The sequence below is a fragment of the Acinetobacter sp. ANC 4558 genome (genome assembly GCF_002135375.1).
In the GTDB taxonomy this organism is placed as follows: domain Bacteria; phylum Pseudomonadota; class Gammaproteobacteria; order Pseudomonadales; family Moraxellaceae; genus Acinetobacter.
The window spans coordinates 155,535-182,316 of the sequence record NZ_NEGH01000005.1; the positions used below are offsets into that span (position 1 = coordinate 155,535).

Genomic DNA, 26,782 nt, shown 5'->3' on the forward strand with positions numbered 1-26,782 from the left:
CTTGCTTTCTTAAATATTTCAAAGTAATACACACGACTTGAGTTCCCATATTATCTTAAAATTAGAGTTTAAAAATGAAAAAAATTGTCATTATTGCTGCAAGCCGAACAGCCATGACCAGCTTTCAGGGTAGTTTTTCTAATCTGAGCGCACCTCAATTAGGTGCAAATGTCATTCAAAATATTATTCAACATTCTCACATAAACATCGAACAACTTGATGAAGTCATTATGGGCTGTGTACTTCCCGCGGGTTTAAAGCAAGCACCCGCACGTCAAGCGATGCGCCTTGCGCAGATTCCAGATCATGTTGGTGCGACCACTATTAATAAAATTTGTGGCTCTGGCATGAAAGCAGTGATGCAAGCGGCAGACGCAATTAAGGCAGGAAGTGCTCAACTCATCATTGCTGGCGGTATGGAGTCTATGAGTAATGCACCATATTTATTGGATAAAGCCCGTACAGGCTACAGAATGGGGCATGGAAAAATCATTGACCACATGTTTCAAGAAGGCCTGGAAGATGCTGAAACAGGGCTATCTATGGGGGTATTAGCACAAGAGATGGCAGATAAAAAAGCATATACACGTGAGCAACAAGACCAATTTGCGATTCGCTCTTTACAACGTGCACAAGAAGCAATTGAAAAAGGATATTTTAATGCTGAAATTACACCAGTCACAGTATCTAATCGTAAAGGTGATATCATAATTACAGAGGATGAAAATCCGTCAAATGCCAAAATAGAAAAAATACCAAGTTTACGCCCTGCATTTACAAAAGATGGAACCATTACCGCTGCGAATTCAAGTTCTATTTCAGATGGTGCATCTGCACTGATGATTAGTTCAGAAGATTATGCAAAAGAACACCATTTAGATATTCTTGCAGACGTCAAAGCTTACGCCTCCCATTCACAGCACCCTAGCGAATTTACTATCGCCCCTATTGGTGCAATTGAAAAAGTACTTAAACAAACGGGTTGGTCAATTCAAGATGTTGATTTATGGGAAATTAATGAAGCATTTGCCATGGTTACCATGGCAGCCATTGATGCGTTTCAATTAGATGAAAATAAAGTCAATATTCATGGGGGGGCTTGTGCGCTTGGACATCCGTTAGGTTCATCTGGTTCACGTATTATTGTCTCACTTATTTACGCATTAAAACGTTTGGGCAAACGTAAAGGTATCGCTGCTTTATGTATTGGTGGTGGTGAGGCGACTGCTATAGCGATTGAATTGGCTTAAGTCAGCGATCATTTTTGAGTAAAATACAATTTGAATATTTTCAGATTTAATTCGCTCATGATCGCATCATCCGAACAAGTACAAGTGAATTATATTTTTATTAAAATACGATTCACTTGTACTAAGCTGATTATCCTTTTTGCACCAAATAATGAAATTCTTTATTTCCATTCGCATCCAAAGTTTCCTCTTGCAATAATAATTCATGACCTAAATGCAGACAAAATTTTGGAATATCCCATGAAGTCGAATTATCTGTCGCAAAAATTTCTACAATTTCTCCAGATTTAGATTTACGAATAGCTTGATGCAACATCATCACGGGTTCAGGACAACGTAAACCTCTAGTATTCAATTGAATTGTTGGGGTAAGCGTAGATTCTGACATCGTAAAACTCTATAAATAAATTTGGTTAATTTTAACATAAACATAAAATTTCGCACTTCATCCATTTCATAAAACGATCACAATACAAAAAATGATAAATGAATACTCGCTTTATCTTCATTAATAATAGACAACGATATTTTCTAAGGTATGATTAAACTAATTTTTTATCTATAAAGAGTCTTTAGGAAAAATCATGCACGAGGAGTCAAGCCCGTCGTGGGGTATGCGTGGTTTACGCAAATGGTTAAGCACTGCTCCAGAAACACGCGACGAACTATTAAAATTAGTACAAGATTCACGTCGATTTTTAGAACCAGATACCGTGACCATGCTTGAAGGTGTATTAGACCTTCCTGCAACAAAAATTCGTGAAGTCATGACCCCTCGTACATCGATGGTCAGTTTACAAGAAGATGATGAGTTATTTGAAATTCTTCATGTTCTCATTGAATCTGCACATTCTCGATTCCCAGTATTTTCAGCAGATCAGCCCGACAATGTCGTGGGAATCTTATTAGCTAAGGATTTATTACCATTTCTGACTGAGCAAAATTCAAAAGTAGATATCAAAGCACTGATGCGTCATCCTTTATTCATTCCTGAAAGTGCACGCTCAGATCAAGTTTTACGTATGTTAAAAAACACACAAACACATATTGCGATTGTGATTGATGAATATGGAACGACGTCTGGGTTGGTGACACTAGAAGATATTCTGGAAGAAATTGTCGGGGAAATTGAAGATGAGCATGATCAAATTGATGCTGAAGTGCAATATATTACCTCTGATCAAGAACCATTAACAAACAACAGTTGGTTAGTTCTTGCACGAACTCCAATTGAATTTTTTAATGAGTTTTTAAATACCGAATTCCCAGACGATGAAGTTGAGACTATGGGTGGCTTATTACTTCAAGAAATTGGACTGGTCAGTGATCTACAAGGGCAAACCATTGATTTAGCCAATTGGCAATTTACAATTTTAGAAGCAGATGCACGAACAATTCACCTTATTCGAGCTATACGTAAATGAGGACATTTTTTGATAAATTGTTAAAACCATCTGACACACAAAAACAACTTCCGTTCGTTTATCCCCTGCTTATCTCTTTAATTGCTGGCGCAATTTTTAGTTTAGCATTAGCACCTTATTATTATTGGTGGATTGCTATTCTTTCTCCAGCACTTCTTTATGCCTCACTGATGAAAAAAAGTGCCAAGCATGCCTTTTTTATTGGATGGGCGTATGGTTTTGGATTATGGGTAGTTGGGGCATTTTGGTTATTTACCTCTATTCATGTCTACGGTGATACCAATATTTATTTAAGTTTAGCCATGATTGTCATTATGGCTGTCGTCATGGGGTTATTTACCGCTGTACAAACTTGGGTTTATCGTCGCTTTTTCCCCGAAACACCTTTGACCTTTGCACCTTTATGGGTTTTCTTTGAATGGGCAAAAACTTGGGTATTTACAGGTTTTCCATGGCTCTTTGTTGGCTATGCCTTCACAGAACGATTTTTAGATCACTATGCACCCATTTTAGGTGTATTTGGTGTTTCATTTGTCGTGATCTTAATTGCTTCAGCACTCGTTGAAATCCTCAAGAAGAAATATTTTTGGAGTATTCCAATTGCACTGATTCTTCTAGGTGCATGGGGAACATCCTATTTACAATTTGTAACACCGAAAAATGAAAAACCATTGAGCGTATCTTTAATTCAAGGAAATATTCCACAAGATCTCAAATGGCTAACGGAATACCAAATTAAAACCTTAGAAATTTACGCAACGTTAACGCGTCAAGAATGGGGACAAGACTTAATTGTTTGGCCAGAATCGTCTATTCCAATGTTCCAAACAGATATTCCTGAATTTTTGAGCGCAATGAATGAACAAGCCATTCAATCAGGCTCGGCTTGGGTAACAGGCATTCCTTTTTGGGATGTTAAACAATCTCAAGCCAGTAAGGAATTAAAATACTATAACAGTATCATTGCAAATGGCAGTTCCTCAAACGGCTTATATAAAAAACAGCGTTTAGTTCCTTTTGGTGAATATATTCCGCTTTCTGGCCTACTAAGTTGGGTACTACCAGCATTACAAAATGATCCTGCCGCCGCTGGCTTTACTGCGGGTGATGATCATCAAAAACCACTCAATATTAAAGGTCATCAATTGGCAGCAGCCATTTGTTATGAAGTTGCATACCCAAACTTAACACGACGTAATGCATCAGCCAGTGACTTTTTGGTGACTGTCTCCAATGATGCATGGTTTACAGGAACAGCTGGTCCTTTACAACATTTACAAATGGTACAAATGCGTGCAAAAGAAAATGGGCGTTGGTTTATTCGGGCAACAAATACAGGTGTGACTGCATTTATCAATGAACAAGGTCATATTGTCAAACAAGCACCTATGGATACGCGAACTGTATTACGTGGTGAATTGCCAGCAATGCAAGGTCAAACTTTATATACACGATTAAGCGATTGGCCTATTTTAATTTTCTCTGCTTTACTTCTCATTTTAGGCTGGTTTTTTAGACCTAAACGAGTTGATATTTCTTTTAAATCGCGTCGATAATATAAGCTCTAATTAAAAAGCCGAGATTAATTGCTCGGCTTTTTAATTGAATATATAAAATTAAAAGATCGTTGTGACATATGAAGTCATACCTGCTAAAAATAGCATGGGCAAATGACGATATGCATTCACTACCTTATATTCAAATTGGCTCATTACATGAGGATTGAGTTTAGCCATGGTTGCTTTTAACGCAGACCAAAAACTTAAAATGAATAATGAACTCATTAAACTTAATGCAAAAAAACCAACCATAATTTGACTACTACCCTCGGTAGACTGCCATAAATATTGTATTCCTTGGCTTAAGGGTAATATGCTTAAAATTAAAAGAACAGACTTAAGCATAGACCAATGAAATTGGTTTATTTCATCTGATAATATTAATGCTTTCATTCTATCCTCCTAGCAACTCACTTGCCTTTGAGACATTATGCAATCTTTAATATAAATTAAAAGTCTATATTTCTTCATAATTTACGTTTATTGTTACCAGTAAATATGGTAATAATTCTTATTATAACTACTATCTCACATCTATTCTTTTTATCAATACTTATCAATCAATTAAGTTATATTTATAGAACAATAGTTATTATCATTTAACCTTGTATTGATTTAATCACTCACCTTCAACGATATATTCAATAAAACTTTAATTAAGAATCAATTCATATTCTAGTTAATTTAAGTTTTAATTCGTATGAATTAAGTGACCTCCATTTTGCATTCTTACTTCAAATATAACATATGACTTATCGCATTTCACATCGTCATCTATTCTAAGATTTGTTGATATTAGTTATTTATTTTACATACAAAAATTCACATAATTTTTATTTTTTGTGATAAAATTAACAAAAATCAAATAGATCGTTTTAATAACAAGATCTCACCTGTAATCTTGTCATTTCATGAGCTATACCGTCTTCATTTTATTGTAGTAATAATGGAAAAATCCATGAAAAAATTATTAATTTCAACATTATGTATATCAGCATTTGCATTAACTGCTTGTGATAAAAAAACTGAAAATGTTAAACCGACAATTGCAGAAAATTCAACTGTTAGCATTGTATACAGCGACAATGTTACTGCTGATATGAATAATGATTTAGAAAAAATTCAAACCCTTTCAAATACAAAAGCTCAAGAGGCATTAAAATTTCAAACTGATCTTGCACAAGCTGCACAAACTGGAGAAAAATCTGCTTTAGAAAAAGTCATTCAACACATGACCACCTATGTTGAAGGATTTAATAAAGATCTTGATGCGCTCACTCTAAAAAGTAATGAAGGTAATGCGCTACGTACTAAAATGAAAGAAGTGAATCATCTCAGCATTGAATTAGCTGAAATGAGCATGAAAAACCCACCAGATATAGAAAAAATCACAGCTTTACAGAAAAAGTCAGTTGAACTACAACAGTCTTTATTACAAGAAATTCAAGCAATTCAGACTAAAACAAGTAAATCTTAAAAATATCTTATTATTGAAATAGGCACTTAGATGCCTATTTTTATGTTCAAAAAATGAAAATATCACCACATCAAGATTAGAAATTTTCAACTTTAAATGAAAATTTTTCATCAAACTCATCTTATTTTCCCCCGAATAAAAACTACAATAATATTTTTATTTTCAGATTAAGCTGTTGTATGTCAAAGTTAGAGCGCATAAAGCTAAGTTTACCTCAGGGTCATGATAAACTTCTACTTCACTCATGCTGTGCACCATGTTCAGGAGAAGTCATGGAAACGCTGATTGAATCTGACATCAATTTTTCGATCTTTTTTTATAATCCCAATATTCATCCAGTGAAAGAATATCTGATTCGTAAAGATGAAAACATTCGTTTTGCAGAAAAGCATAATATCCCTTTTATCGATGCTGACTATGATACAGACAATTGGTTTGCTCGTGCAAAAGGAATGGAAAATGAACCTGAAAAAGGGATTCGTTGCACCATGTGCTTTGATATGCGCTTTGAACGTACAGCCTTATATGCCGCAGAAAATGACTTTAGTTTAATTAGTAGTTCGCTAGGCATCTCTCGCTGGAAAAATATGCAGCAGATTAATGACTGTGGTCATCGTTCTGCATCACATTACGCAGGCATTCAGTACTGGGACTATAATTGGCGTAAACATGGCGGTGCGACACGTATGCTTGAGATCAGTAAAAAAGAAGAGTTTTATCAACAAGAATATTGTGGCTGTGTTTACTCCCTTCGAGATACCAATCGCTGGAGAATGAGCAATGGTCGAGATCGCATTCAGCTTGGTGTGAAATTTTATTCTAATGCGATGGATGATCAAAACTGATTTAAATATTTTGTTCACAATCTATTTATTCTAAATCAGAATAAAAAACCAGTGCAATATGCACTGGTTTTTTTGATACATTTCAATATTAAAATGAAAGCTTAAGCATCAATCGTAGCAAGAACTTCATTCAAAGTAGCACTTGGACGCATTACGGCATTTACTTTCTCAGCATTAATGGCGTAGTAACCACCAATATCTACAGATTTACCTTGAACTGCTGCAAGTTCAGCTACAATTTTGTCTTCATTATCATCTAATGATTTCGCAAGAGGAGCAAATTTCGCTTTCAAATCTGCATCTTCATTTTGAGCAGCTAAAGCTTCAGCCCAATATTTAGCAAGATAGAAATGGCTGCCGCGGTTATCTAATTCACCAGTACGACGTGATGGTGATTTATCATTATCTAACAGTTTACCTGTTGCTTGGTCTAAAGTTTTAGCAAGCAATTTAGCCTGTGCGTTATCTTCTTTAATACCCAACTCTTCAAGTGAAACTGCCAATGCTAAGAACTCACCCAATGAATCCCAACGCAAATGGTTTTCTTCTACTAGCTGCTGAACATGTTTCGGTGCTGAACCACCTGCACCTGTTTCATACATGCCTCCACCCGCCATTAATGGCACGATAGATAACATTTTCGCAGAAGTACCCAATTCCATAATTGGGAATAAATCTGTTAAATAATCACGCAAGATATTACCAGTTACAGAAATGGTATCCAAACCACGTGCTACACGCTCAAGCGTATAACGCATTGCGCGAACTTGCGACATGATTTGAATGTCTAAACCAGTCGTATCATAATCTTTTAAGTATTTTTCAACTTTCTTAATTAGCTCATTCTCATGTGGACGATATGGGTCTAACCAGAAAATTGCAGGCATACCTGAATTACGTGCACGTGTTACTGCAAGCTTAACCCAATCACGGATAGGTGCATCTTTCACCTGACACATACGCCAGATATCGCCTTCTTCCACATTTTGGGACATCAATACTTCGCCAGTTTCTAAATCTGTGATGTTCGCAACACCCGCTTCAGAAATTTCGAAAGTTTTATCGTGAGAGCCGTACTCTTCAGCTTTTTGCGCCATTAAGCCAACGTTAGGCACGGTACCCATGGTACGTGGATCAAAATTACCATTCCACTTACAGAAATTGATCATTTCTTGGTAAATACGCGCAAATGTAGATTCTGGCATCACAGCTTTACAATCATACTGTTTACCGTCTGCACCCCACATTTTACCACCTGCACGGATCATTGCAGGCATAGATGCATCAACAATAATATCATTTGGAGAATGGAAGTTTGTGATACCTTTTGCTGAATCAACCATCGCAAGCGCTGGACGATGTTCTTGACATGCATGTAAATCACGGATGATTTCATCACGTTGTGATTCAGGTAAAGTTTCAATTTTTTCATAAAGCACTGACATACCGTTGTTTACGTTAATGCCAAGCTCATCGAATAACTTACCGTGTTTTTCAAATGCATCTTTATAATAAATTTTTACACAGTGACCGAATACAATCGGATGTGAAACTTTCATCATTGTTGCTTTCACGTGAAGTGAAAATAAAATTCCTGCTTCACGGCAATCTTCCAATTGTTTTTCGTAGAAATCACAAAGTGCTTTCTTACTCATAAACATTGAATCAATGATTTCACCATCTTGAAGAGCAACTTTTGACTTCAGTACAATCGTCTCACCACGATTGGTAATCAGCTCCATTTTTACGTCACGTGCACGATCAAGTGTCAGTGATTTTTCACCATGATAGAAATCACCTTCTTCCATATGTGAAACATGCGTTTGTGACCACTGTTTCCATTCACTCATTGAATGAGGGTGCTTCTTCGCATAGTTTTTCACTGCCGCAGGTGCACGGCGGTCTGAGTTACCTTCACGTAATACAGGGTTTACTGCAGAACCTAAACACTTACCATAACGAACTTTAATTGCTTTTTCTTCGTCAGTCGTTGGATTTTCTGGATAATCTGGAATTGAATAGCCTTTCGATTGAAGCTCTTTAATACAAGCTACTAATTGCCCAACAGAAGCACTAATATTTGGGAGTTTAATAATATTAGTATCTGGATTTTGTGTAAGACGACCTAGTTCTGCGAGGTTATTAGGAACCTTTTGCTCATCATTTAAATATTCTGTGAATTCTGCGAGCACTCGTGCAGCGACAGAGATGTCAGTTTTAACAATCTCAACGTCAGCTGGCTTAGTAAAGGTTTCTATGATCGGTAGCAACGAGTAAGTCGCTAAAAGTGGCGCCTCATCGGTCAGTGTGTAAATGATTGTTGACTTTCCACCAGCCATATATAGCCCCTTGCTTTGGATAGAGTTTTCTGAGGACTAAGCTTATGACTCAGCCCTTTCAAACCAGTTTGCTTAAATAAAACATTGAGAGTATCGTCCCTCAATGCATCTCAGTCAACGAAATATCTTTCCATATTGCTATTTCGCTTGAAATTCATACATATTCGCTTTTCTTCGTGCAATATTCTATGCGAAATTTGTGTTTATTTCGAACATTAAACATCATAATTTTTCATTACATTTTATGACGTGAATATTTCAGTCCGAAGACACAGCAATACGTTTATATTCATAAAATTGATTTAATTTTATACAATTATAAACCTTTAGGGTTTAAGTTCATTGGCATTAGAAATCAAAATTTAACACGTTGTGTTTCAACTATCAATTTCAAGCTATCTTATTATAAATATTATAGATTATAGTTTAAAACTTATTTTTATTTCATGAACCAAAATAATCTTTCTCAAATATTAAACCAATGAAATACAAAATTTTAAACTGATAAATAACTATATGATTTTTCTATTTTTTACATATTTAAATATACTTTTTCAGAAAAATGATGCTTATGCTCAGTAAAAATTAAATTTAATACTTTATATAAAATAATCACAAAAAAATATAAAAAAATAATAATATTGACTTAAATTAACATATATGTATAATGAATCACATAATAATAACAATATTGATAAAAATCAAACAAAACCATTAATAAAAGGCCTATAAGTATTTAACTTATAGGCCTTTTAAAATTTACATTTCATTTTATAATTTCTCCTTGCCTTTATAATTTTACATAATGACGTTCAGTTTCATTGAAATAACACGATCTAAAATTAAAGACGATGTTTGAATTTTAAACAGTTTCATTATAGAATTTTGATTATGTAATTTTTTCGAGTTTTAGCAATGGCAACGCATGGTGGTAAACGTGAGGGTGCGGGTAGAAAATTTAAATATAACGAGCCAACAAAGGTATTACGTGTTCCTGAATCTCGAATTATAGACGTAAAGAAATATTTACTTCAAACAAAAATTTCAACTGAAATTACGGATATTCGACAAATTGATCCGGTCACTCATCTACAAATTCCTTTAGCAACTGAACGTGTTGCAGCGGGTTTTCCAGCACCAAGCCAAGATTATATTGATGCAAAACTAGATCTTAACGAACATCTTATTCGTAATGCCAATGCGACATTTATCGTCAAAGTAAACTCGCTTTCTATGGTAAATGCAGGATTAGATATTAATGATGAACTGATTGTTGACCGCAGTTTAGATGCAAAACATCGCGATATCATTATTGCCTTAATTGATAATGAGTTTACGGTTAAACGACTCATGAAAGATACCAATACAATTTGGCTCAAAGCAGAAAATTCTGATTTTTCAGATATTCACCTTAAAGATGGACAAGAGTTTATCATTTGGGGAGTCGTTACCCGAGTGATTAAAAATTTAAGATGACATATCAAAATAAAATTTACGCCTTAATTGATGTCAATAATTGCTACGTCAGTTGTGAGCGTGTATTTAATCCAAAGCTCAATCATAAACCTGTCATTGTCTTGTCTAATAATGATGGTTGTATTGTTTCGCGATCTCAAGAGGCAAAAGCGTTAGGAATCCAAATGGGGATTCCCCTATTTCAAATTAAAGATATTGTAGAACAACATGCCGTTGAAATATTGTCGAGTAACTATAAGCTGTATACCGAAATGTCGAAGCGATTTCATGCAATTCTTTCTGACTATGTTTCACCGCATGAACAAGAAATTTATTCTATTGATGAATGCTTCTTAGATTTAACCGCCTATCAATATCAATTTGATTTAACCCTATATGCACAGAATATGCGCGATAAAATCTTCAAATGGATTGGTTTACCTGTCTGTATTGGAATTGGGCGTAGTAAAACTGAAGCTAAACTCGCAAACCATATGGCAAAGAATGGCAAACGCTTTAATGGGGTATGTAATTTAGCCACAATGGAACCTAAATATCGGGATTATTTTTCCAGTTTAATTGATATAAAAGAAATTTGGGGCATTGGCAAACAACACAGTCAGAAACTACATCGTATGGGAATTCATACAGCCTTCGATCTGACTCAAGCCAATGCTCAAGCCATAAAAAAAGTTTTTTCAATTGTACTCGCCAAAACAGTTGCAGAATTACAAGGAATCTCTTGTATTGAAATTGAACATAGCCCATCTGCTAAAAAACAAATTATTTCCTCTCGCTCTTTCGGGCAACGTGTTACTCATATTGACGCTTTATCTGAAGCCATGAGTGATTATCTACAATCTGCAGTCAAGCGCTTAAGAGATGATCAAAGCTTATGTAATTGTATGATAATTTTTGCATCCTCAAGTCCTTTTGATACGCAGCGACCTTTCTATCAAAAAGTCATCCATATTGATTTATCTGAACCAACGGATTCTATGGCTGTCATCAATAAGACAGTAATGGCGCATATACATCAGCTTTATCAAGAGGGCGTAGCGTTCAAAAAATGTGGCATCATTTTAACGGGAATAGAAAACAAAGTAAGCTACATTCCCGACCTATTCACAGATGTTGATGTAATGACAAAAAATGAAAATTTACAAATTGCAATTGAACGTATTAAAGATAAATTTGGTGATCAAAAAATAGCACTCGGTTCATGTAAAATTTCTCATGAAGCATGGATCACAAACAGTACTCACCTATCGCAAGATTATTTCTCATGGGATGGCCTCTTGACCATTCATCAATAAAAAGAATTTACTTTAATATTGATCAGTTTTAATTCTAAAAAATCACCATGTTTTTCACATCCTCTGCATCGCTATAAACTTAATTTAGTCAAATAAATATATTTATATACTTACTTTACATATTCATCTTTCATATTATGTATATTCCAGTTGAACTCAGTTTACACATTGAATTAAGGAATTCTCTAATGCTTCAAATTCTTGGAAGAGCAGATTCGATAAATGTAAGAAAAGTACTTTGGGTTTGCGATGAACTCAATCTTTCCTATACGCGTGAAGACTGGGGGCGTGGCTTTCAATCTCCCCAAACAGCTCAGTTTATACAGTTAAATCCAAATGCCACAATTCCAGTACTGATTGACCATGAGTTTGTCTTATGGCAATCGAACTCAATTATTCGATATTTAGCCAATCAATATCACGGTCAAGAACTTTATCCAGTCGATGCAAAAAAGCGCGCCATTATAGATCAATGGATTGATTGGCAAGGCATAGAGCTCAATAATAGTTGGACATATGCTTTGATGAATATTATTCGTCATTCACCTGACCATCAGGATCCTGCCTTGGTTGAAAAAAGTATTCAATCGTGGAATAAACTCATGGGTATTATAGACCATCAACTGGCTAAAACTGGTGCCTATATTACTGGTGAGCATTTTAGTCTGGCTGATATTGGGATTGGACTATCGGTACAGCGTTGGTATTTAACACCATTTGCGAAGCCACAATACTCACATGTCAAACGTTATTATGAGTTATTAGGTCAACGTGAGGCTTATTTAAGATGGGGAAATAATGGTCAAAATTAACCATGCCCCCCGATATCTTCCACCCATTGAAGTTACTATATTTTTAAGTAACTTCAATGGGGTTTTGCTGGCTTGGTTCTGAATGAAGATCGTGCATCATTAATTTTAGGTTTTCAAGGAAATGCGTCATATTGGTTCCCCAGTTTGCTGGAACATCTGCAATTAAATACGTTTTGATTTCAGGAATGCGGTGATCTAATTCATGAACAATAACACGTTCATAAAAATGCGATTGTTGAACATAACTGATGGGTAAAATTGCCACCCCCACATCTAAGCTCACGCAACTCACAATGCCATCTAGACTGCCCATTTCAAGTATATTTGTTGCTGGTAAGTCATTTAAAGATAAAAATAAATCTATAGTTTTCCGATAACTGCATCCTTGTTTAAATGCAATAAACTTTTTCTGACTTAAAAACTCTTTCGTTAAGGGGTGTGGAACATGCTGAGATGAGATTAAAACTAATTGCTCAGTCCACACGTGATAGTTAAATAACCCCTCAATTGGCACACTGCTCGCAATAAAAGCACAATCTAATTGTGATGTTCTGACTTGATCAATTAAATCTCGACTGGTCCCTGTAGTTAATGAGAATGGGAAAATTGGTTCCATCTGCTGTAAATGTTGGAATAATATTGGCAGTCTCACTGCCGCTGTCGTTTCCATGCTTCCCACATTTAACGGAAAACTTTTGCTCATTTGAGTATGACTAAACGTCGCCACAACTTCTTTTTGAAGACTCACAATTTTTTCAGCATAATCATAAAGTTGCAAACCTGCACGCGTAGGTAGTATAGGTGTTTGTCGATGTAAGATTTCCACACCCAACTCTGTTTCTAACTTTTTTATATGACTGGTGACATTTGATTGTACGGTATGTAAATATTTTGCTGCCTCTGAAAAACTTCCTAATTTCACCACCATGAGGAATACTTCTAACGACTTAATTTGCATCTGAATCACTTTTAGAGATAGTTGGTATCTAATCAAATCATTTTACATGATTATGATGACTTGTTTAAATTCAATTACACATGAACAAGGGGAAATCAGATGAGCCATTTTATACACATCTCTAAATTACTATTCATACTTATGCTGTTCAGTTTTATGACTTATGGTGCAAGCCTTTTTGACACTAAAGTTTTTGGTAAATCTAGCCCCACTCAACACATTGAATATAGCGAGTAGTTTTGTAAGATCGAAGCCTAGCATCTAAATAATCAATCATTTTTAATATCTGCATGGTAGATAGATATGAAACAAATACCCTCTCCTTTACAACTTGCAATCAGTGCCACTTTCATTATGGCAATTGGAATGGGTTTCGGTCGCTTTGCTTTTACCGCAATTTATCCACACATGGTAGAAGAAAAAGTACTCAGCTTATCTGCTGGTGGTATTGCCGCATCTATTAATTATGCAGGTTATCTTTTAGGTGCTTTAATTTCAGTTAAAATCCGTGCATATCATGCTCATTATTTTTGCTTATGGTCAATAATCGGAACTATTTTTTGTTTAGGTATTCTTTCGACTCCCCATTCTGTTATTACCATTATTCTCATACGTGGTATTGCTGGTGTCTTCAGCGCATTGGCAATGGTATCTGCATCATTATGGCTTCTCAGCCATCATAAACTCATACACTTCACTCCATTTTTATATTCAGGTGTCGGTTTAGGTATTTTCTTGTCTGCCGAATTAATTGTTGTAGGGACTTTCCTCAATCTATCCAGTCAAGGCTTATGGCTATTACTTGCCCTATTCAGTGTATTCATAGGGTTATTCACCGTACGTCATTTAATTATAAAAACAGCTATTGATCATGAAAAAATCACTATAAAACCAATCATTTTTAAATCTACAATCACTCAATCTTTACCGATCATCATCATTTATGGCTTAGCTGGGTTTGGCTATATTATCACTGCCACATACTTACCTCTTTTAGTCAAACATGCTTTACCTAATCTAGATTCTGCCCATGTTTGGGCAATATTTGGTTTAAGTGCAATTCCATCATGTTTTATTTGGCACAAACTCCATCAACACTACGGTACACGTATTGCGCTTTCTGCAAATTTGATCATTCAAGCTTTTGGGGTGATTTTACCTAACGTCTCAACTTCAACATTTGGATATCTGCTTAGTGCCTTTTTAGTTGGCGGTACATTCATGGGAACAGTGACCATTACCATGCCTGTTGCGCAATCTATTGCAAAACAAACAAAACGTAATTTGTTGGCCATCATGACTATTTTTTTTAGTATTGGACAAATTATGGGACCATTGGTTACAAATACATTATTTGCTATTACACATTCGTTTAATAGTGCTTTATATGTCGCATCGATAGCATTATTAATTGCTTCATTGATAAGCATAAAAAGTAATTTATTTTTAAAATTTTCTCATTAATTTTTAAGCGAAAAGTTTCACGATAAATATATTAATGAGCGCTATTCAGTTCATGGGATAATGTTCTAAAAGTCTTAACCATAATTTAAGAAGCTCATATAGCGACCATTTATTTTAATTTAATACTGAATTTTCCAAGGGTTTTCCTTAACCTTTTGTTGAATAAACTGAATAAAGCATCTAATTCTAGGGCTCTGTAATTTTCTATTTGCATAAATTAAATACTGTGGCTCAGTAATTCCAGAACTAAAATCTCTCAAAATAGGAATCAGCCTTCCTTGTTTAATATCTTCACCGATATGATAATCTGCTAGCCTTACAATACCTTCTCCTCTTAATGCTAAGTCTCGAAGAAAAGTACCTTGAGAAAAAGAAGCTATCGGCTTTACAGGAATGATTAAACTTTCATCATTTTTAACAAAATCCCAATTATTCCAACTACTTGAAAAACTAAAATGAAAACAGCGATGTTTCAGTAAGTCTTGAGGACTACTTGGTATTCCATATTTTTGTAGATATTTAGGTGATGCACATGTTATCCACTCACTGTCTCCAATTCTGGTTGCAATTCGTGAAGAAGACGGAAGTATTCCGCCATATATTGCAAGATCAACCCCTCTATCAAAATCATCTTGATATATCGCATTTAGTTCAAAATCTACACTTAATGATGGATAAGACGCTAAAAACTCTGGCAGCCAAGGTAATATCTGATGCTGTGCAAATGTTGGCATGGTTCTGATTTTAAGAACACCACTAATTCGGGTTGGAAAAGCTTCCGCTAAAGAATCAGCTTCTTGCATTGCTGCAACAACATTTTTAGCACTTTTTAAATATGCCGCACCCTCTTCAGTTAAAGTCACCTTTCTAGCTCCTCGTATAACCAAACGGACACCTAACCGATTTTCAAGTCGAGTAATTAATTTACTCATTGCAGATGGGGTGAGATCATTAGCACGGGCCGCCGCTGAAAAACTTCCATGTTCAAATGCCCATATAAATGCCATTAATTGTCGATAATTATCCATAAAATTTTGCCTATTCTCATTGGAGTTCTTTTCCATATTACATTTTTTTATTCGATTAGCCGTGCCTCTCATTCACATATAGTTTGAATTAGGCGCAATCTTCATATCGAATGCTTTTGATAAGATCTTTCTCACACAAGTCAAAGATGTTATTTCAAGGAGAATGCTATGCTTGAGCAAAGAAACCCCGATTTTTCAGCAAATAAAGAATTAATGCCATTTCAATTACCTCAAGTTCCCTATATGTCTCCAGATCTTGTCATTCCTGGCGTACTTGATGAATATTTGAAAGATGATCATTTATGGGTTCCAACGTCCGAGGCGGTCAGCTTTAAACCCCTACTTTTTAACACAAGTACTGGTTATTACATTAATTTATTACGTGTGCGAAAAAGCGGTGTGCTTTCACGTCATCGTCATACTGGAGCTGTGCATGCCTTTGTTCTTAAAGGTCGTTGGTATTATTTAGAACATGATTGGATTGCAGAAGAGAAGTCTTTTGCTTATGAGCCACCAGGTGAAACACATACATTGTTTGTTCCTGAAGATGTGAGTGAAATGATCACCTTATTTATCGTACATGGGGGTTATACCTACGTAGATCCATATGGAAATGCTGTGGGATATGAAGATGTATTTACAAAATTAGAAGCAACTCGAGCACACTATAAAAGCCTTGGGTTACCCGACAGTGAATTAGAAAAAATTATTCGCTAATCACAGACAATATAATCAAAAAATGCCAATTCATTTCAGGATTGGCATTTTTATTTTTATCAAACCAATAAAGGATTAAATATGTTAAAAATTATGGGATTTCCAGGTGAATATATTCAAGGACAGCATGCACTTTTACATCTTGGTGAAGTGAGTCAAAAATATCGCTTTAAACACATTTGTATTATTTATGATCCGATCACTGAAGGGAAAATTTTAACCAAGGTAACAGATGCATTAGATCAATCTAAAATTCAATATATTACTTTTAAATTTTCGGGTGAGTGCACATATGAAACGATTGAATACTTAAGTCAAAATATGCTGGAACATCATGTAGATGCCTTAATTGCACTCGGGGGTGGTAAGGCTATGGATACCACTAAAGGAATTTCAAAACAGTTAAATTTACCTATTATTATTTGTCCTACAGTAGCATCAAGTGATGCGCCAACCAGTCGACTCATTATTATTTATGATAAAAACCATAAAGTTCAAGCAGTAGAAAAAACCCAACGTAATCCAGACATTGTGATTGTAGACTTAGATACGATTGTACATGCACCCGCACGATTTTTTGCAGCTGGAATTGGGGATGCAATAAGTAAAATGTTCGAAGTTAATCAATGTAAAAATGCGAATGGTCTAAATTCATTTGGGACTCCACCATTAGAAATGACCTTGCTCTTAGCAAATCATACATATATGAATCTCATCACTTGGGGGAAAGCTGCTTATGAAGATGTTAAACAAAAAAAAATTACACCTGCCGTTGAACAAGTTGTCGAGTCAACTGTATTACTAAGTGGATTAAGTTTCGAAAGTGGTGGACTTTCTTTAGCACATGCATTAATTCGTGGTCTCACGTCTATCCCAGAATTATCTACAAAATTACATGGCGAACTGGTTGCATATGGAACGATTGTTCAAGCAATCCTAGAAAAAAGGGAACAATGCTTTCTTCTAGAACTTATCTTATTTTTACGATCAATCGGATTACCTACAACTTTAGATGACCTTGGTTTTAAGGATGTATTATCTCATGGTCAACTCGATACGATTGTGAGCAATACATTAGATAATTCTTATAGTAAAAATTTTATACCCGTAATCACTGCAGATGCCCTTAAAAAAGCAATTCTTTATACTCATCATTTGAAGTATGAAAACTAAAATGTTAAAGGGAGATTATTTCTCCCTTTAATCTTATCGCATTAACCAACCACCAGCGACATCAATCACCTGCCCCGTGACAAAGCTGCTCTGATCTGAAGCAAGAAATTCCACAACTTTTTCAACTTCAGATGTTGCACCAAGTCGACCTAATGGTGTCTCGTCTATAACAGATTGGTTAAAGTGCTCACCAGCCTCAAAGACCATTGGTGTTTCAATACGTCCAGGAGCTATAGCATTAACATGGATGTTATATTGACCTAACTCTCCAGCTAAATGCCGCGTTAATCCGATAATTGCCGATTTACTTGTGCTGTAATGGCATGCTACCACCGATAAATATGCATTTGCTGCAACAGAAGATGTATTAATAATTTTACCAAACCGATTTTTAATCATTTCAGGAACAAGTAAATGACTAAAATAAAAGCTACCATTTAAATTAACATTGATGACCTGTTGCCATTCTTCTACAGGTAGTTCCCATATTTTATAAGCTTTACCTTGATGCTTAGGTGAAATTCCTGCATTATTAATGAGCGTGTCCATAAAACCAAGCTCATTTGAAAAATAGATATAAGCTGCCTGACAGGACTCATAATCTGAAATATCGGTCACAAAAGAACGAACCTTATACCCTTTTCTTGCAAGTTTTAAATGTATTTCACTTAAATATTGCTGATGATTATCCACCAATGCGACTGTAGCTCCCAACTGAGCAAAATGTTCTGCAATTGCTGCACCTATTCCATGAGCAGCGCCTGTAATTAAAATATTTCGACCCATAAATTGTAATTGATTCATACTTTTCTTGATCTCGGATGTGATGTTAAAAGCCACAAAGACATGGCTTTTTGGGATGGCTAATTATTATTTAATCTTATCTAGATCAATCCCTTTATTATTCTTCCAAGTAAGTACCGCAATACATGCACATATCGAGACAATTATGAGATAAATATTAAAAATCCACCCTTTATCAATTGAATATAACCATGTATTCATAAATGATGCTGTTCCACCAAATATGGCAATTGCCAATGACATAAAAAAGCCTAGAAAGTTTGTTCTATATTTAGTTGGAATTTGTTCTGACATTGCAGCAGGTTTACAGGACATCAAAAAACCCATCGTAAAGAGACCAATACTTTGTGCCACGAGTAATGTCCACGGTTCAGAACTAATTAAACTCCATAATGGGAAAAGTAACAGTGAAGATCCAATATAAGTAATTAACGAGTTAGCATTTCTACCAATAAAATCAGATAATAATCCTTGAAAAGGAAGACAAATTAAATAAATTACCTGTGCAATACAACTCATCATAAATGCATCTTTTGCTGGCATATTTTGTATGCTAATTGCATAAATTGCCGCACATGTAACCCAGGTATAAAATGTCAGCGTAGAACCTGCTTCATAGAAAAATAATTTCATCCCTGACTTAATGATCTTTGGTAAAGGCCATATCACCTCTTCTACATCTGCTGTAGCTTGTCCTTCAATATGTGTTTCAATCATATTACGGCGCAAATAGATAGCAAAGAATGCCAGACCACCACCTATAGCAAATGGGATTCGCCATGCCCATTCATACATTTGTGCCTCTGTATAAATTTGGTTTAACAAAACGACAAAAAGCGTTGCGAGCAGTGAACCTGTTCCAACTGCAAAAAATGACATACTTGACCATAGACCACGTCTTTTAGGCGGTGCTATTTCTGCAATATATGCATAAGAGGTCGCAGTTTCTCCACCATGAGCAAAACCTTGTATTAATCTCGCAATCAGTAATAGTCCTGAAGCCCAAGCACCAATCTGCTCAAATGAAGGAATAAATGCAATCATTAAACTCGCTAGTGCCATCATAACCATCGTCACTAACATAATATTTTTACGACCATACTTATTGGCTAATGGACCAAATACAAACCCACCAATTGGTCTAGATACAAAACCTACAGCAAAAACAGCCAGTGTACTCAACAAAGCTGATGTTGGATTTGATTTATCAAACAATGCAGTCGCAATATATACAGATGCTACAGCATAAATTGTCCAGTCATACCACTCTAATAAATTGCCAACTCCACTGGCAACCAAGGATTTTTTTACCTCTTTACTTACTTTTTGCTGTGACTTTGACTCAATATCAGAAAAACTCGTCATGGCTATTTCAATCCATTAAATTAATTAGAAAATTTCGGCATTCCAATATTAAGTTCGATAGAACTCATCCTTTGCCTCTAAGAATTCTTACATAATTTTGACGGTCTAATGATGAAGGTAGTTCAAGCGGATTGTGAATTTAAGGAACACTTTAATAGATGACATTTATAAATATCAACACGCTATCAACCTTGTAGATGATCGCGATATTGAACAATTTTATAATGAATATAAGGTTCTAAAAGACCTAGACTTTTATAGGCTAAATCAAAGCGTAAATGACTTTTTATATCCTGATGGCATCAACTCTTCCCAATGGCCATTTCCCATAATTTCCGTATAGATTATCCAATGTATTAATATAAAAAACACTGAAATATCACCATAATTTTTGATCACCATGATTAATGAAATCAAAATTTAGATAGATAGAATCATGGAATAAAGTTTTTCTCTTTACAAAATTCTGAAGACTATAATCAGTTTTCTTTCGAATTTTACTCACCTTGCTAAAAATCCGTCTCAGACTATTGTTACATCAATATTTTATAAGATTATGATGGATTTTCCACAATGCATCGCTCCATATTCACGCTATCAATATGAAATAAAAATGCTTATCTATTAATATCTTAATAAATTGCCTAAAGCCTATACCCATAAAAACATAATGCATTGCATAGCTATCAAAATGATTATCACACTTGAACGAATTAAAATCCGCGTGAAGGCATTTAATAATATAAATGCCTTCCAGCAAATAAATAGAACTTAAGCGCTGACATTCAGCGTTTTTCTCTCATGACGATCGTGCCAAAAATAATTGCAAAAATGTACATAAATAATGAATATACAACAGCAGGTATTGCAATTGTAGGATTAGCTAAAACAGTTAATGCAATCGTAATGGCTAAAGTACTATTATGAATCCCTATTTCAAATGAACATGCACGTGCCTGAAAACTACTCACACCCACAAGTTTTGGTATGAAATATCCAAGAGTTAAACTTAAAAAACAGAAGAGTGCAGTCACAGTCCCAATTTGCAAAATATATTCTAAAATTTGATCTTTTTGACTATATATTGCCCCCACAATAATCGTTACAAGAAATGCTACAGCAAAATATTTAACAAATTTTTCAATTTTATGGGCAAATTTCGGCAAATACGCTCGAATCAACATGCCAATAATAACAGGCACTAAAATAATAATAAAAACCTGTATGATTTTACTAAATTGAAGCCCGACTTGTTGGGTATCATTCAAGAAATAACTCAACGAAAGATTTAAAATTAATGGTAAGGTAAATGCTGCGATTATAGAGTTTATTGCTGTAAGGGTCACATTAAGTGCAATATCGCCTTTATACAAATAACTGAAAATATTTGCAGTTGGTCCACCTGGAGATGCTGCCAGAAGCATCACACCAACCGACAATAACGGTGGTAAAGAAAATAATTTACATATAATAAAGGCCAAGCTAACCAATAATACTAACTGACAAAATAACGCGGTGATAATCGCTTTAGGATGCTTTCTCACGCGTTTAAAATCATTGATTGTTAATTCTAAGCCTAGACCAATCATGACTATGGCTAAACCAATTGGTAACAGTGTTAAAAAAATATTCATTTTTACATCCTTGTTTCAACTCATTATTTAATATGGTTTTAATTCTTAATATTTAGAGTATAAATGAAAAATCAACAAGTATTGAAAAGTAAAAAAAACTATACAGTTATAAAACTATGTTTATATTTAATGATCATTTTTAGAGTTTATTTAAAGAAATTTAAACCATTTGTTGAACTTCACTAGGTATAAGCATGAATGGCTATAAATATTGGCAGAGAGCACACTTTTTACTCACTTGAATCGAAAGTAAATTCACTTATTATAAAAATTTATACTTTCAAATTTTATCTTTTCAGCACATACATTGTGTGCTGTCTTTGTTCATATTTATTTCTATTTTTAGTGCTAAATCCTGAGCATATGATTATTCATCAACTGTACTTTAGATCATCTAAAACTCTATTTAGAGCCGATTATTAAGCACGACATCATTCAATAAATCAGACAAACAGTGAATGAATTTCAATTCAATGAAACTTCATCTTTCACTATACTTTTAAATGCAAATGATTATAATTCAGAATTATTTCTCCCTTGGTATTCTCCTGTGCAATTTAAACGCGCTTACTTAGCATTTTCTGTTTCTGCTTGCCTAGCATCTACAGTTTATGCTGAATCTAATGTAATAGAAGAAATACCGTCTTCTACCCTTCCAACAATTACTGTAAAAGCTGCTCATGATAATACACAGTATGCTGCAATCACTGCTCAAGCCGTATTACGAACAAATACGCCGTTATTTGAAACTGCTCAAGCCATTAGTGTACTGACAAGCCAACAATTAGAACAAAAACAAGCCAAAACTTTAGCAGAAGCTTTAGATGGTGTTGCAGGTGTTTCAGCAGGGCAATATGGTCGACGTGGTTGGGATGATTTTATTATTCGTGGGCAAATTTCTAGTGCTCAAACATATATCGATGGCTTGAGAATACAAACCTCAAATAACGTCTTACGCTCTGAAGACATATCTGGGCTTAAGTCTATTGAAGTCGTAAAAGGTCCTACATCGGTAGGCTTTGGTTTGAGTCTGCCAGGTGGATTAGTAAATTTAACAACCAAACGCCCACAAGCCGAAACAGCATATAAAGGAACGTTAAGCTACGGCAGTTATGGTTTAAAAGAAGGAACCTTTGATTTAAATTATGCACCGAATCAAACTGAAAAAGGTGCATTTAGACTTGTAGGACGAATATCTGATCAGGATGACCCAACTGATAAAGTCTACTTTAAAAATTATTATATTGCTCCTTCCTATAATTTCGATTTAGGAGAGGCGGATGATTTATCAGTTATCGCAAGTTATCAGCATCGAAAATATGTGCGCCAACAAGGTATTCCTTATAGCAATGGTCAATATAGGAATTATTCACATCAATTATTTTTTGGTGATCCAGATCATGGCTATGAAATAGATGTCTATCGTTTAGGAGCAAATTATGCCCATTATTTTGATAATAATTGGATTTTTAAACAAAATTTTGCTGTAACCAAAACAGATGCAAAAGGTAGCCCGATTCTAGCTTCTGGCAGAAGTACATTGCCTATTATAAAACGTTCAATTAACAATCAAGATAAACAGGATATCAATTACGCGCTCGATAATAATATACAGCGTAATTTCAACTTTGGTTCCATTCAATATGATTTCATGACTGGTTTAGACTTAATGCATGAACGAAGTGATTATTATCGTCGTAATGATACGATTAATGACTTTAATGTAAACCAGCCAAGTTATGGCAATATCATCATTAAGAAATTAGGTGCGCCAACCAACGAAATTACCTATAGCCAATATGCTGGTTTATATGTAAAGAATACAATTAAAATTCAAGATCATTGGATTATTGGTTTATCTGGCCGTCAAGATTGGACTCAAATAAAAGTTGATAATACCTTAAAACAAACCAAAATTAAAAATTCAGATCGTGCTTTTACGGGTAATGGCTCAGTGATGTATCGCATTAATGATATGTTTGCACCTTATATTAGCTATTCTACATCTTTTATGCCTGTCACTGATGCAGGGCAAAATGGGGAACTATTGAAGCCTGAAACAGGGAAACAAACGGAAGTCGGTGTAAAATTCCAAGCTTTAAATCAACAATTGCAAGGCTATATCGCATATTACGATTTAACTCGAAAAAATGTAACTGAAACAGATGCCTCAGGACTATTCTCCATACAAATTGGCGAACAGCAAACCAAAGGTTTTGAAGCAGAAGTTGCTGCCGCATTAACGTCACAATGGGATTTATCAGCAACTTATAGTTATATCCCAACAGCAAAAATTAAAGAAAGTTTGACCACTGCTGATATTGGAAATCGGATCAATCATATTCCTAAAAGTTCAGCCTCATTGTCATCACAATACTTCTTTAATACAGATAAACTCGGTTGGTATATTGGTGCTGGAATGAGATATCAAGGCTCACGTACAGCGCAGCGCAGTACAGATTATGTTGAATTACCAACTTATGTTTTATTTGATGTCAATGCAGGATATGAAGCGAAACATTGGGGAGCAAATTTAAGTATCAAAAATTTATTTGACCGAGAATACCTCATAGGAACCACACCAAATGCACAGCTTGTGAATTGGGGAGATCCTCGAATGATTCGTTTTAATGTTAATTTTAAATACTAATAACTTTTAATCAACCATCTTATTATTCACATTATCAGGTTGGAATATAAATATCATATTCCAACTTAATTTTGTCTTACTACATTAAGTCTCTTTCATAAATCAAAAAGTTTTCATCTTTTTGCTTGTTTTTTATCCTGAATTTTAGATTCTCACACATAATCTGTGTATGAAATATCACGATTCAATAAAGCTTTCTGATTCTCAGTTTAAGCGTTACATAGGCATCCCTCGTTCAACATTTTCTCTAATGGTTGAACAAATGAAGATGGAAATTCCTTCTAAATGCAGACCACCCAAACTGTGATTTGAAGATCAGGTTTTACTCTGTTTAAGCTATTGGCGAGAATATCGAACCTTATTTCATTTTACTACAAGTTATGGTGTATCAGAGCTAACAGCTTCCAGAATTGTTCATCAAGTTGAAGATACTTTAATCCAGTCAGGTTTGTTTAATTTACCCAAGGATATCCCCGAAGGTGAAGGTATAGATTGAAACTGCACTCAATACAGAACGTTTAAATCATCTCGGCTATGAAAAGCATCAACCTTAAAAATGCTTTAAATAGCCGACTTAAAGTAGGGGGAGTTTTATCCGCATATAAAACAACGCAAAAAATTAACAATATTAAAGTTAAATGTGATACATTTAACATAAATAACGCTAAAAACGGAAAGTGATTTGAGTTATAAGAAAAGATTAATCTCATTAAGTATTATTGTTTCAATAATTGGGATATTAGCATTAACATTTTTATGGTTTGCAGGTTTAATTGGCGAGCGTATAACGACAAAAACTTTTCTTGGAAATTCAATAAAAGAGTTTGACCCAGGATATCGACGCGCACATGGCAAAGGTATTTGTTTTGATGGAGTTTATCATAGCAATGGAAACATAGAAAAATTTTCTACAGCTCAAGTTTTTTCTAATTCTAATATGCCTGTAATTGGGAGATTTTCCATAGGTAGTCCTAACCCTCATGCTGCAGATAATTCTACTCAAACAGTTAGTATAGCATTACTAATTAGACCAGATGACCAATCCCAGTGGCGAATGAAATTAAATAATTTTCCCTATTTTGCTACTCGAACACCAGAAGGTTTTTTAGAACTAATCGCTGCTTTTAAAGTAGATCCTAAAACTGGAAAACCTGATCCAGTAAGGGTTGCTAAATTTTTTAAAGATTATCCAGAAGCACGTAAAGCAGTTGAACAGCAGGATAAAATGCCCTTACCGAGTAGTTTTAGTAGTTCTGAATACTATAGTATTAACGCTTTTATATTGGTAAATTCAAATGGAGAAAAACAACCATTCCGTTGGTCTATGCGACCCCATTCAAAATTTATTAATTTGACAAAAGAACAGCATGCACAGGCTGATCATGACTTCTTGTTTAAAGATATTAAGAAAAAATTGGATAAAAGCCCTCTTTATTGGGACTTAGTTATACAACTTGCAAAACCAGAAGATCCCATTGATGATCCATCTCAACCTTGGCCTGAAAATCGTGAAGAAATTATTGCAGGGGTGTTGGAAGTAAAACACGTAACTGATCAAGAAAATGGCGATTGTCGTGATATTAATTTTGATCCAACATTAGTTCCGTCTGGTATTAAGTTATCAAATGATCCTGTTTTAGCAGCAAGAGCTGGTATCTACTCGCACTCTTATAATGCTCGTTTACGTGAAATTGGTTTTGGCAAAGCAAAAGATGCTATTGGTAAATAGGAAATTTTATAATGAAAAAAATATCTGATAATACAATACATCATTTTAATTTAACTGCTCGTATATTACATTGGTTTATGGCATTCGCTATTTTAATAATGTTATTTATTGGGGTTGGAATGACTACATCATTAACTTGGCGACCTTGGTTAATAGATATTCATCGGCCCTTAGGCATGGCAATTTTAGTATTAGCAATATTAAGACTGATAAATCGAATCTACTACCCTGCCCCTTCATTACCAGCAACTATTCCACGGCTTCAAAAAATAATTGCACATATCTCACACTGGTTGCTTTATCTCTTAATGATTATTTTGCCGTTACTTGGCTGGGCAACCCTATCTGCTGGAGGGTGGCCTATAAATTTGACACCAGACTTAAGCCTCCCATCTATTGCTCCATATAACACTACACTTTATGCTTTGTTACGGACAGCACATGGTATTTTTGCTTGGTTGCTATTTGCTATTATTTTAGGTCACATCTCGGCTGCTCTCTTGCACGCATTAATTTATCGTGATGGTGTGTTTTCTAGCATGGTTTGTGGGGATTCAAAAAAAACGAGCCCTACTGTACATTTAAATAATGAAAAAGATAAACTTTAAAAAGCTTATGTAATCCCAACGTAGCAAGATCTTCTCTTCTCCTGATTTAGCCAAAAAGAACCATGCCAATTCAAAAGTGGTCTTTAGCATTGAATTGGCTTGCGATTCATTTTAATGATCAATTATAAAAGTCGAACTTATGCAAAATAATTTACAAGCTTTAGCTTGATCTTCG

At 34.8% G+C, this 26,782-nt stretch carries 22 protein-coding genes and 1 pseudogene; 15 read left to right on the forward strand and 8 right to left on the reverse strand.

The window, feature by feature from the left end; all coding sequences use genetic code 11:
* Positions 1-74: 74 nt before the first annotated feature.
* Positions 75-1,250: a thiolase family protein gene (locus B9T31_RS08105; protein ID WP_086181448.1), complete on the forward strand. Its 1,176-nt coding sequence runs from the start codon at positions 75-77 to the stop codon at positions 1,248-1,250.
* A gap of 130 nt (positions 1,251-1,380) precedes the next feature.
* On the opposite strand, the gene tusA is transcribed toward B9T31_RS08105, so the two are convergent.
* The gene (gene tusA / locus B9T31_RS08110) at positions 1,381-1,638 is read right to left on the reverse strand and encodes a sulfurtransferase TusA (RefSeq protein WP_086181449.1); all 258 of its coding nucleotides are present in this window, start codon (positions 1,636-1,638) and stop codon (positions 1,381-1,383) included.
* 196 nt (positions 1,639-1,834) lie between these two features.
* On the opposite strand from tusA, the gene B9T31_RS08115 reads away from it, so the two are divergent.
* Together B9T31_RS08115 and lnt are read left to right on the forward strand one after the other, a co-directional pair.
* Complete coding sequence (locus B9T31_RS08115) at positions 1,835-2,674, forward strand: HlyC/CorC family transporter (RefSeq protein WP_086181450.1); 840 nt, start codon at positions 1,835-1,837, stop codon at positions 2,672-2,674.
* A complete protein-coding gene (gene lnt, locus B9T31_RS08120; protein ID WP_086181451.1) occupies positions 2,671-4,230 on the forward strand; it encodes an apolipoprotein N-acyltransferase in 1,560 nt (519 codons plus the stop codon). Before B9T31_RS08115 ends, lnt begins: the two co-directional genes overlap by 4 nt.
* A gap of 60 nt (positions 4,231-4,290) precedes the next feature.
* Here lnt and B9T31_RS08125 read toward each other — a convergent pair whose 3' ends face one another.
* Positions 4,291-4,626, reverse strand: coding sequence for a hypothetical protein (locus tag B9T31_RS08125; RefSeq protein WP_086181452.1), 336 nt, complete (start codon positions 4,624-4,626; stop codon positions 4,291-4,293).
* Positions 4,627-5,191: 565 nt separating this feature from the next.
* Between B9T31_RS08125 and B9T31_RS08130 the strand changes: the two genes are divergently transcribed.
* The gene (locus tag B9T31_RS08130) at positions 5,192-5,710 is read left to right on the forward strand and encodes a hypothetical protein (protein ID WP_086181453.1); all 519 of its coding nucleotides are present in this window, start codon (positions 5,192-5,194) and stop codon (positions 5,708-5,710) included.
* A gap of 179 nt (positions 5,711-5,889) precedes the next feature.
* A complete protein-coding gene (locus tag B9T31_RS08135) occupies positions 5,890-6,555 on the forward strand; it encodes an epoxyqueuosine reductase QueH (RefSeq protein WP_086181454.1) in 666 nt (221 codons plus the stop codon).
* Between the two features lie 101 nt (positions 6,556-6,656).
* Here the strand turns inward: B9T31_RS08135 and B9T31_RS08140 are convergent, their stop codons facing one another.
* Entirely contained in the window at positions 6,657-8,894 is a 2,238-nt protein-coding gene (locus B9T31_RS08140; RefSeq protein ID WP_086181455.1) for an NADP-dependent isocitrate dehydrogenase, read from the reverse strand.
* A gap of 915 nt (positions 8,895-9,809) precedes the next feature.
* Between B9T31_RS08140 and B9T31_RS08145 the strand changes: the two genes are divergently transcribed.
* The 3 genes from B9T31_RS08145 to B9T31_RS08155 all read left to right on the forward strand — a co-directional run bounded on the left by B9T31_RS08145 (position 9,810) and on the right by B9T31_RS08155 (position 12,477).
* Positions 9,810-10,370, forward strand: a complete 561-nt coding sequence (locus tag B9T31_RS08145; RefSeq protein WP_086181456.1) for a LexA family protein — start codon at positions 9,810-9,812, stop codon at positions 10,368-10,370.
* Positions 10,367-11,665 carry a Y-family DNA polymerase gene (locus B9T31_RS08150; protein WP_086181457.1) on the forward strand — a complete coding sequence of 433 codons (1,299 nt, stop codon included), beginning with the start codon at positions 10,367-10,369 and terminating at the stop codon, positions 11,663-11,665. Before B9T31_RS08145 ends, B9T31_RS08150 begins: the two co-directional genes overlap by 4 nt.
* Positions 11,666-11,853: 188 nt before the next feature.
* The gene (locus tag B9T31_RS08155; protein ID WP_086181458.1) at positions 11,854-12,477 is read left to right on the forward strand and encodes a glutathione S-transferase family protein; all 624 of its coding nucleotides are present in this window, start codon (positions 11,854-11,856) and stop codon (positions 12,475-12,477) included.
* A gap of 43 nt (positions 12,478-12,520) precedes the next feature.
* Here B9T31_RS08155 and B9T31_RS08160 read toward each other — a convergent pair whose 3' ends face one another.
* The gene (locus B9T31_RS08160) at positions 12,521-13,435 is read right to left on the reverse strand and encodes a LysR family transcriptional regulator (protein ID WP_086181459.1); all 915 of its coding nucleotides are present in this window, start codon (positions 13,433-13,435) and stop codon (positions 12,521-12,523) included.
* A gap of 303 nt (positions 13,436-13,738) precedes the next feature.
* On the opposite strand from B9T31_RS08160, the gene B9T31_RS08165 reads away from it, so the two are divergent.
* A complete protein-coding gene (locus B9T31_RS08165; protein WP_228146012.1) occupies positions 13,739-14,899 on the forward strand; it encodes a YbfB/YjiJ family MFS transporter in 1,161 nt (386 codons plus the stop codon).
* A gap of 119 nt (positions 14,900-15,018) precedes the next feature.
* Here B9T31_RS08165 and B9T31_RS08170 read toward each other — a convergent pair whose 3' ends face one another.
* Positions 15,019-15,927 (reverse strand): LysR family transcriptional regulator, encoded by a 909-nt coding sequence (locus B9T31_RS08170; protein ID WP_086181460.1) that lies wholly within the window; start codon positions 15,925-15,927, stop codon positions 15,019-15,021.
* Positions 15,928-16,095: 168 nt separating this feature from the next.
* On the opposite strand from B9T31_RS08170, the gene B9T31_RS08175 reads away from it, so the two are divergent.
* Both B9T31_RS08175 and B9T31_RS08180 read left to right on the forward strand, forming a co-directional pair.
* Complete coding sequence (locus tag B9T31_RS08175; RefSeq protein WP_086181461.1) at positions 16,096-16,644, forward strand: 2,4'-dihydroxyacetophenone dioxygenase family protein; 549 nt, start codon at positions 16,096-16,098, stop codon at positions 16,642-16,644.
* An 81-nt stretch (positions 16,645-16,725) separates the two neighbouring features.
* Positions 16,726-17,817: a glycerol dehydrogenase gene (locus tag B9T31_RS08180; protein WP_086181462.1), complete on the forward strand. Its 1,092-nt coding sequence runs from the start codon at positions 16,726-16,728 to the stop codon at positions 17,815-17,817.
* Positions 17,818-17,850: 33 nt separating this feature from the next.
* Here B9T31_RS08180 and B9T31_RS08185 read toward each other — a convergent pair whose 3' ends face one another.
* The 3 genes from B9T31_RS08185 to B9T31_RS08195 all read right to left on the reverse strand — a co-directional run bounded on the left by B9T31_RS08185 (position 17,851) and on the right by B9T31_RS08195 (position 21,620).
* Positions 17,851-18,621, reverse strand: coding sequence for an SDR family oxidoreductase (locus B9T31_RS08185; protein ID WP_086181463.1), 771 nt, complete (start codon positions 18,619-18,621; stop codon positions 17,851-17,853).
* A 66-nt stretch (positions 18,622-18,687) separates the two neighbouring features.
* Positions 18,688-19,986 (reverse strand): MFS transporter, encoded by a 1,299-nt coding sequence (locus B9T31_RS08190; protein ID WP_086181464.1) that lies wholly within the window; start codon positions 19,984-19,986, stop codon positions 18,688-18,690.
* A gap of 785 nt (positions 19,987-20,771) precedes the next feature.
* On the reverse strand, positions 20,772-21,620 hold the full coding sequence (locus tag B9T31_RS08195) for a bile acid:sodium symporter family protein (protein WP_086181465.1): 849 nt from the start codon (positions 21,618-21,620) through the stop codon (positions 20,772-20,774).
* Positions 21,621-22,170: 550 nt separating this feature from the next.
* Between B9T31_RS08195 and B9T31_RS08200 the strand changes: the two genes are divergently transcribed.
* From B9T31_RS08200 to B9T31_RS08215, 4 genes and pseudogenes are all read left to right on the forward strand, one after another.
* A complete protein-coding gene (locus B9T31_RS08200; protein ID WP_086181517.1) occupies positions 22,171-24,270 on the forward strand; it encodes a TonB-dependent siderophore receptor in 2,100 nt (699 codons plus the stop codon).
* A 319-nt stretch (positions 24,271-24,589) separates the two neighbouring features.
* Positions 24,590-24,766, forward strand: a pseudogene (locus B9T31_RS18235) (helix-turn-helix domain-containing protein); the annotation flags it as partial.
* Positions 24,767-24,952: 186 nt separating this feature from the next.
* Complete coding sequence (locus tag B9T31_RS08210; RefSeq protein ID WP_086181466.1) at positions 24,953-25,999, forward strand: catalase family peroxidase; 1,047 nt, start codon at positions 24,953-24,955, stop codon at positions 25,997-25,999.
* Between the two features lie 11 nt (positions 26,000-26,010).
* The gene (locus B9T31_RS08215) at positions 26,011-26,607 is read left to right on the forward strand and encodes a cytochrome b (protein ID WP_086181467.1); all 597 of its coding nucleotides are present in this window, start codon (positions 26,011-26,013) and stop codon (positions 26,605-26,607) included.
* Positions 26,608-26,782 lie beyond the last annotated feature (175 nt).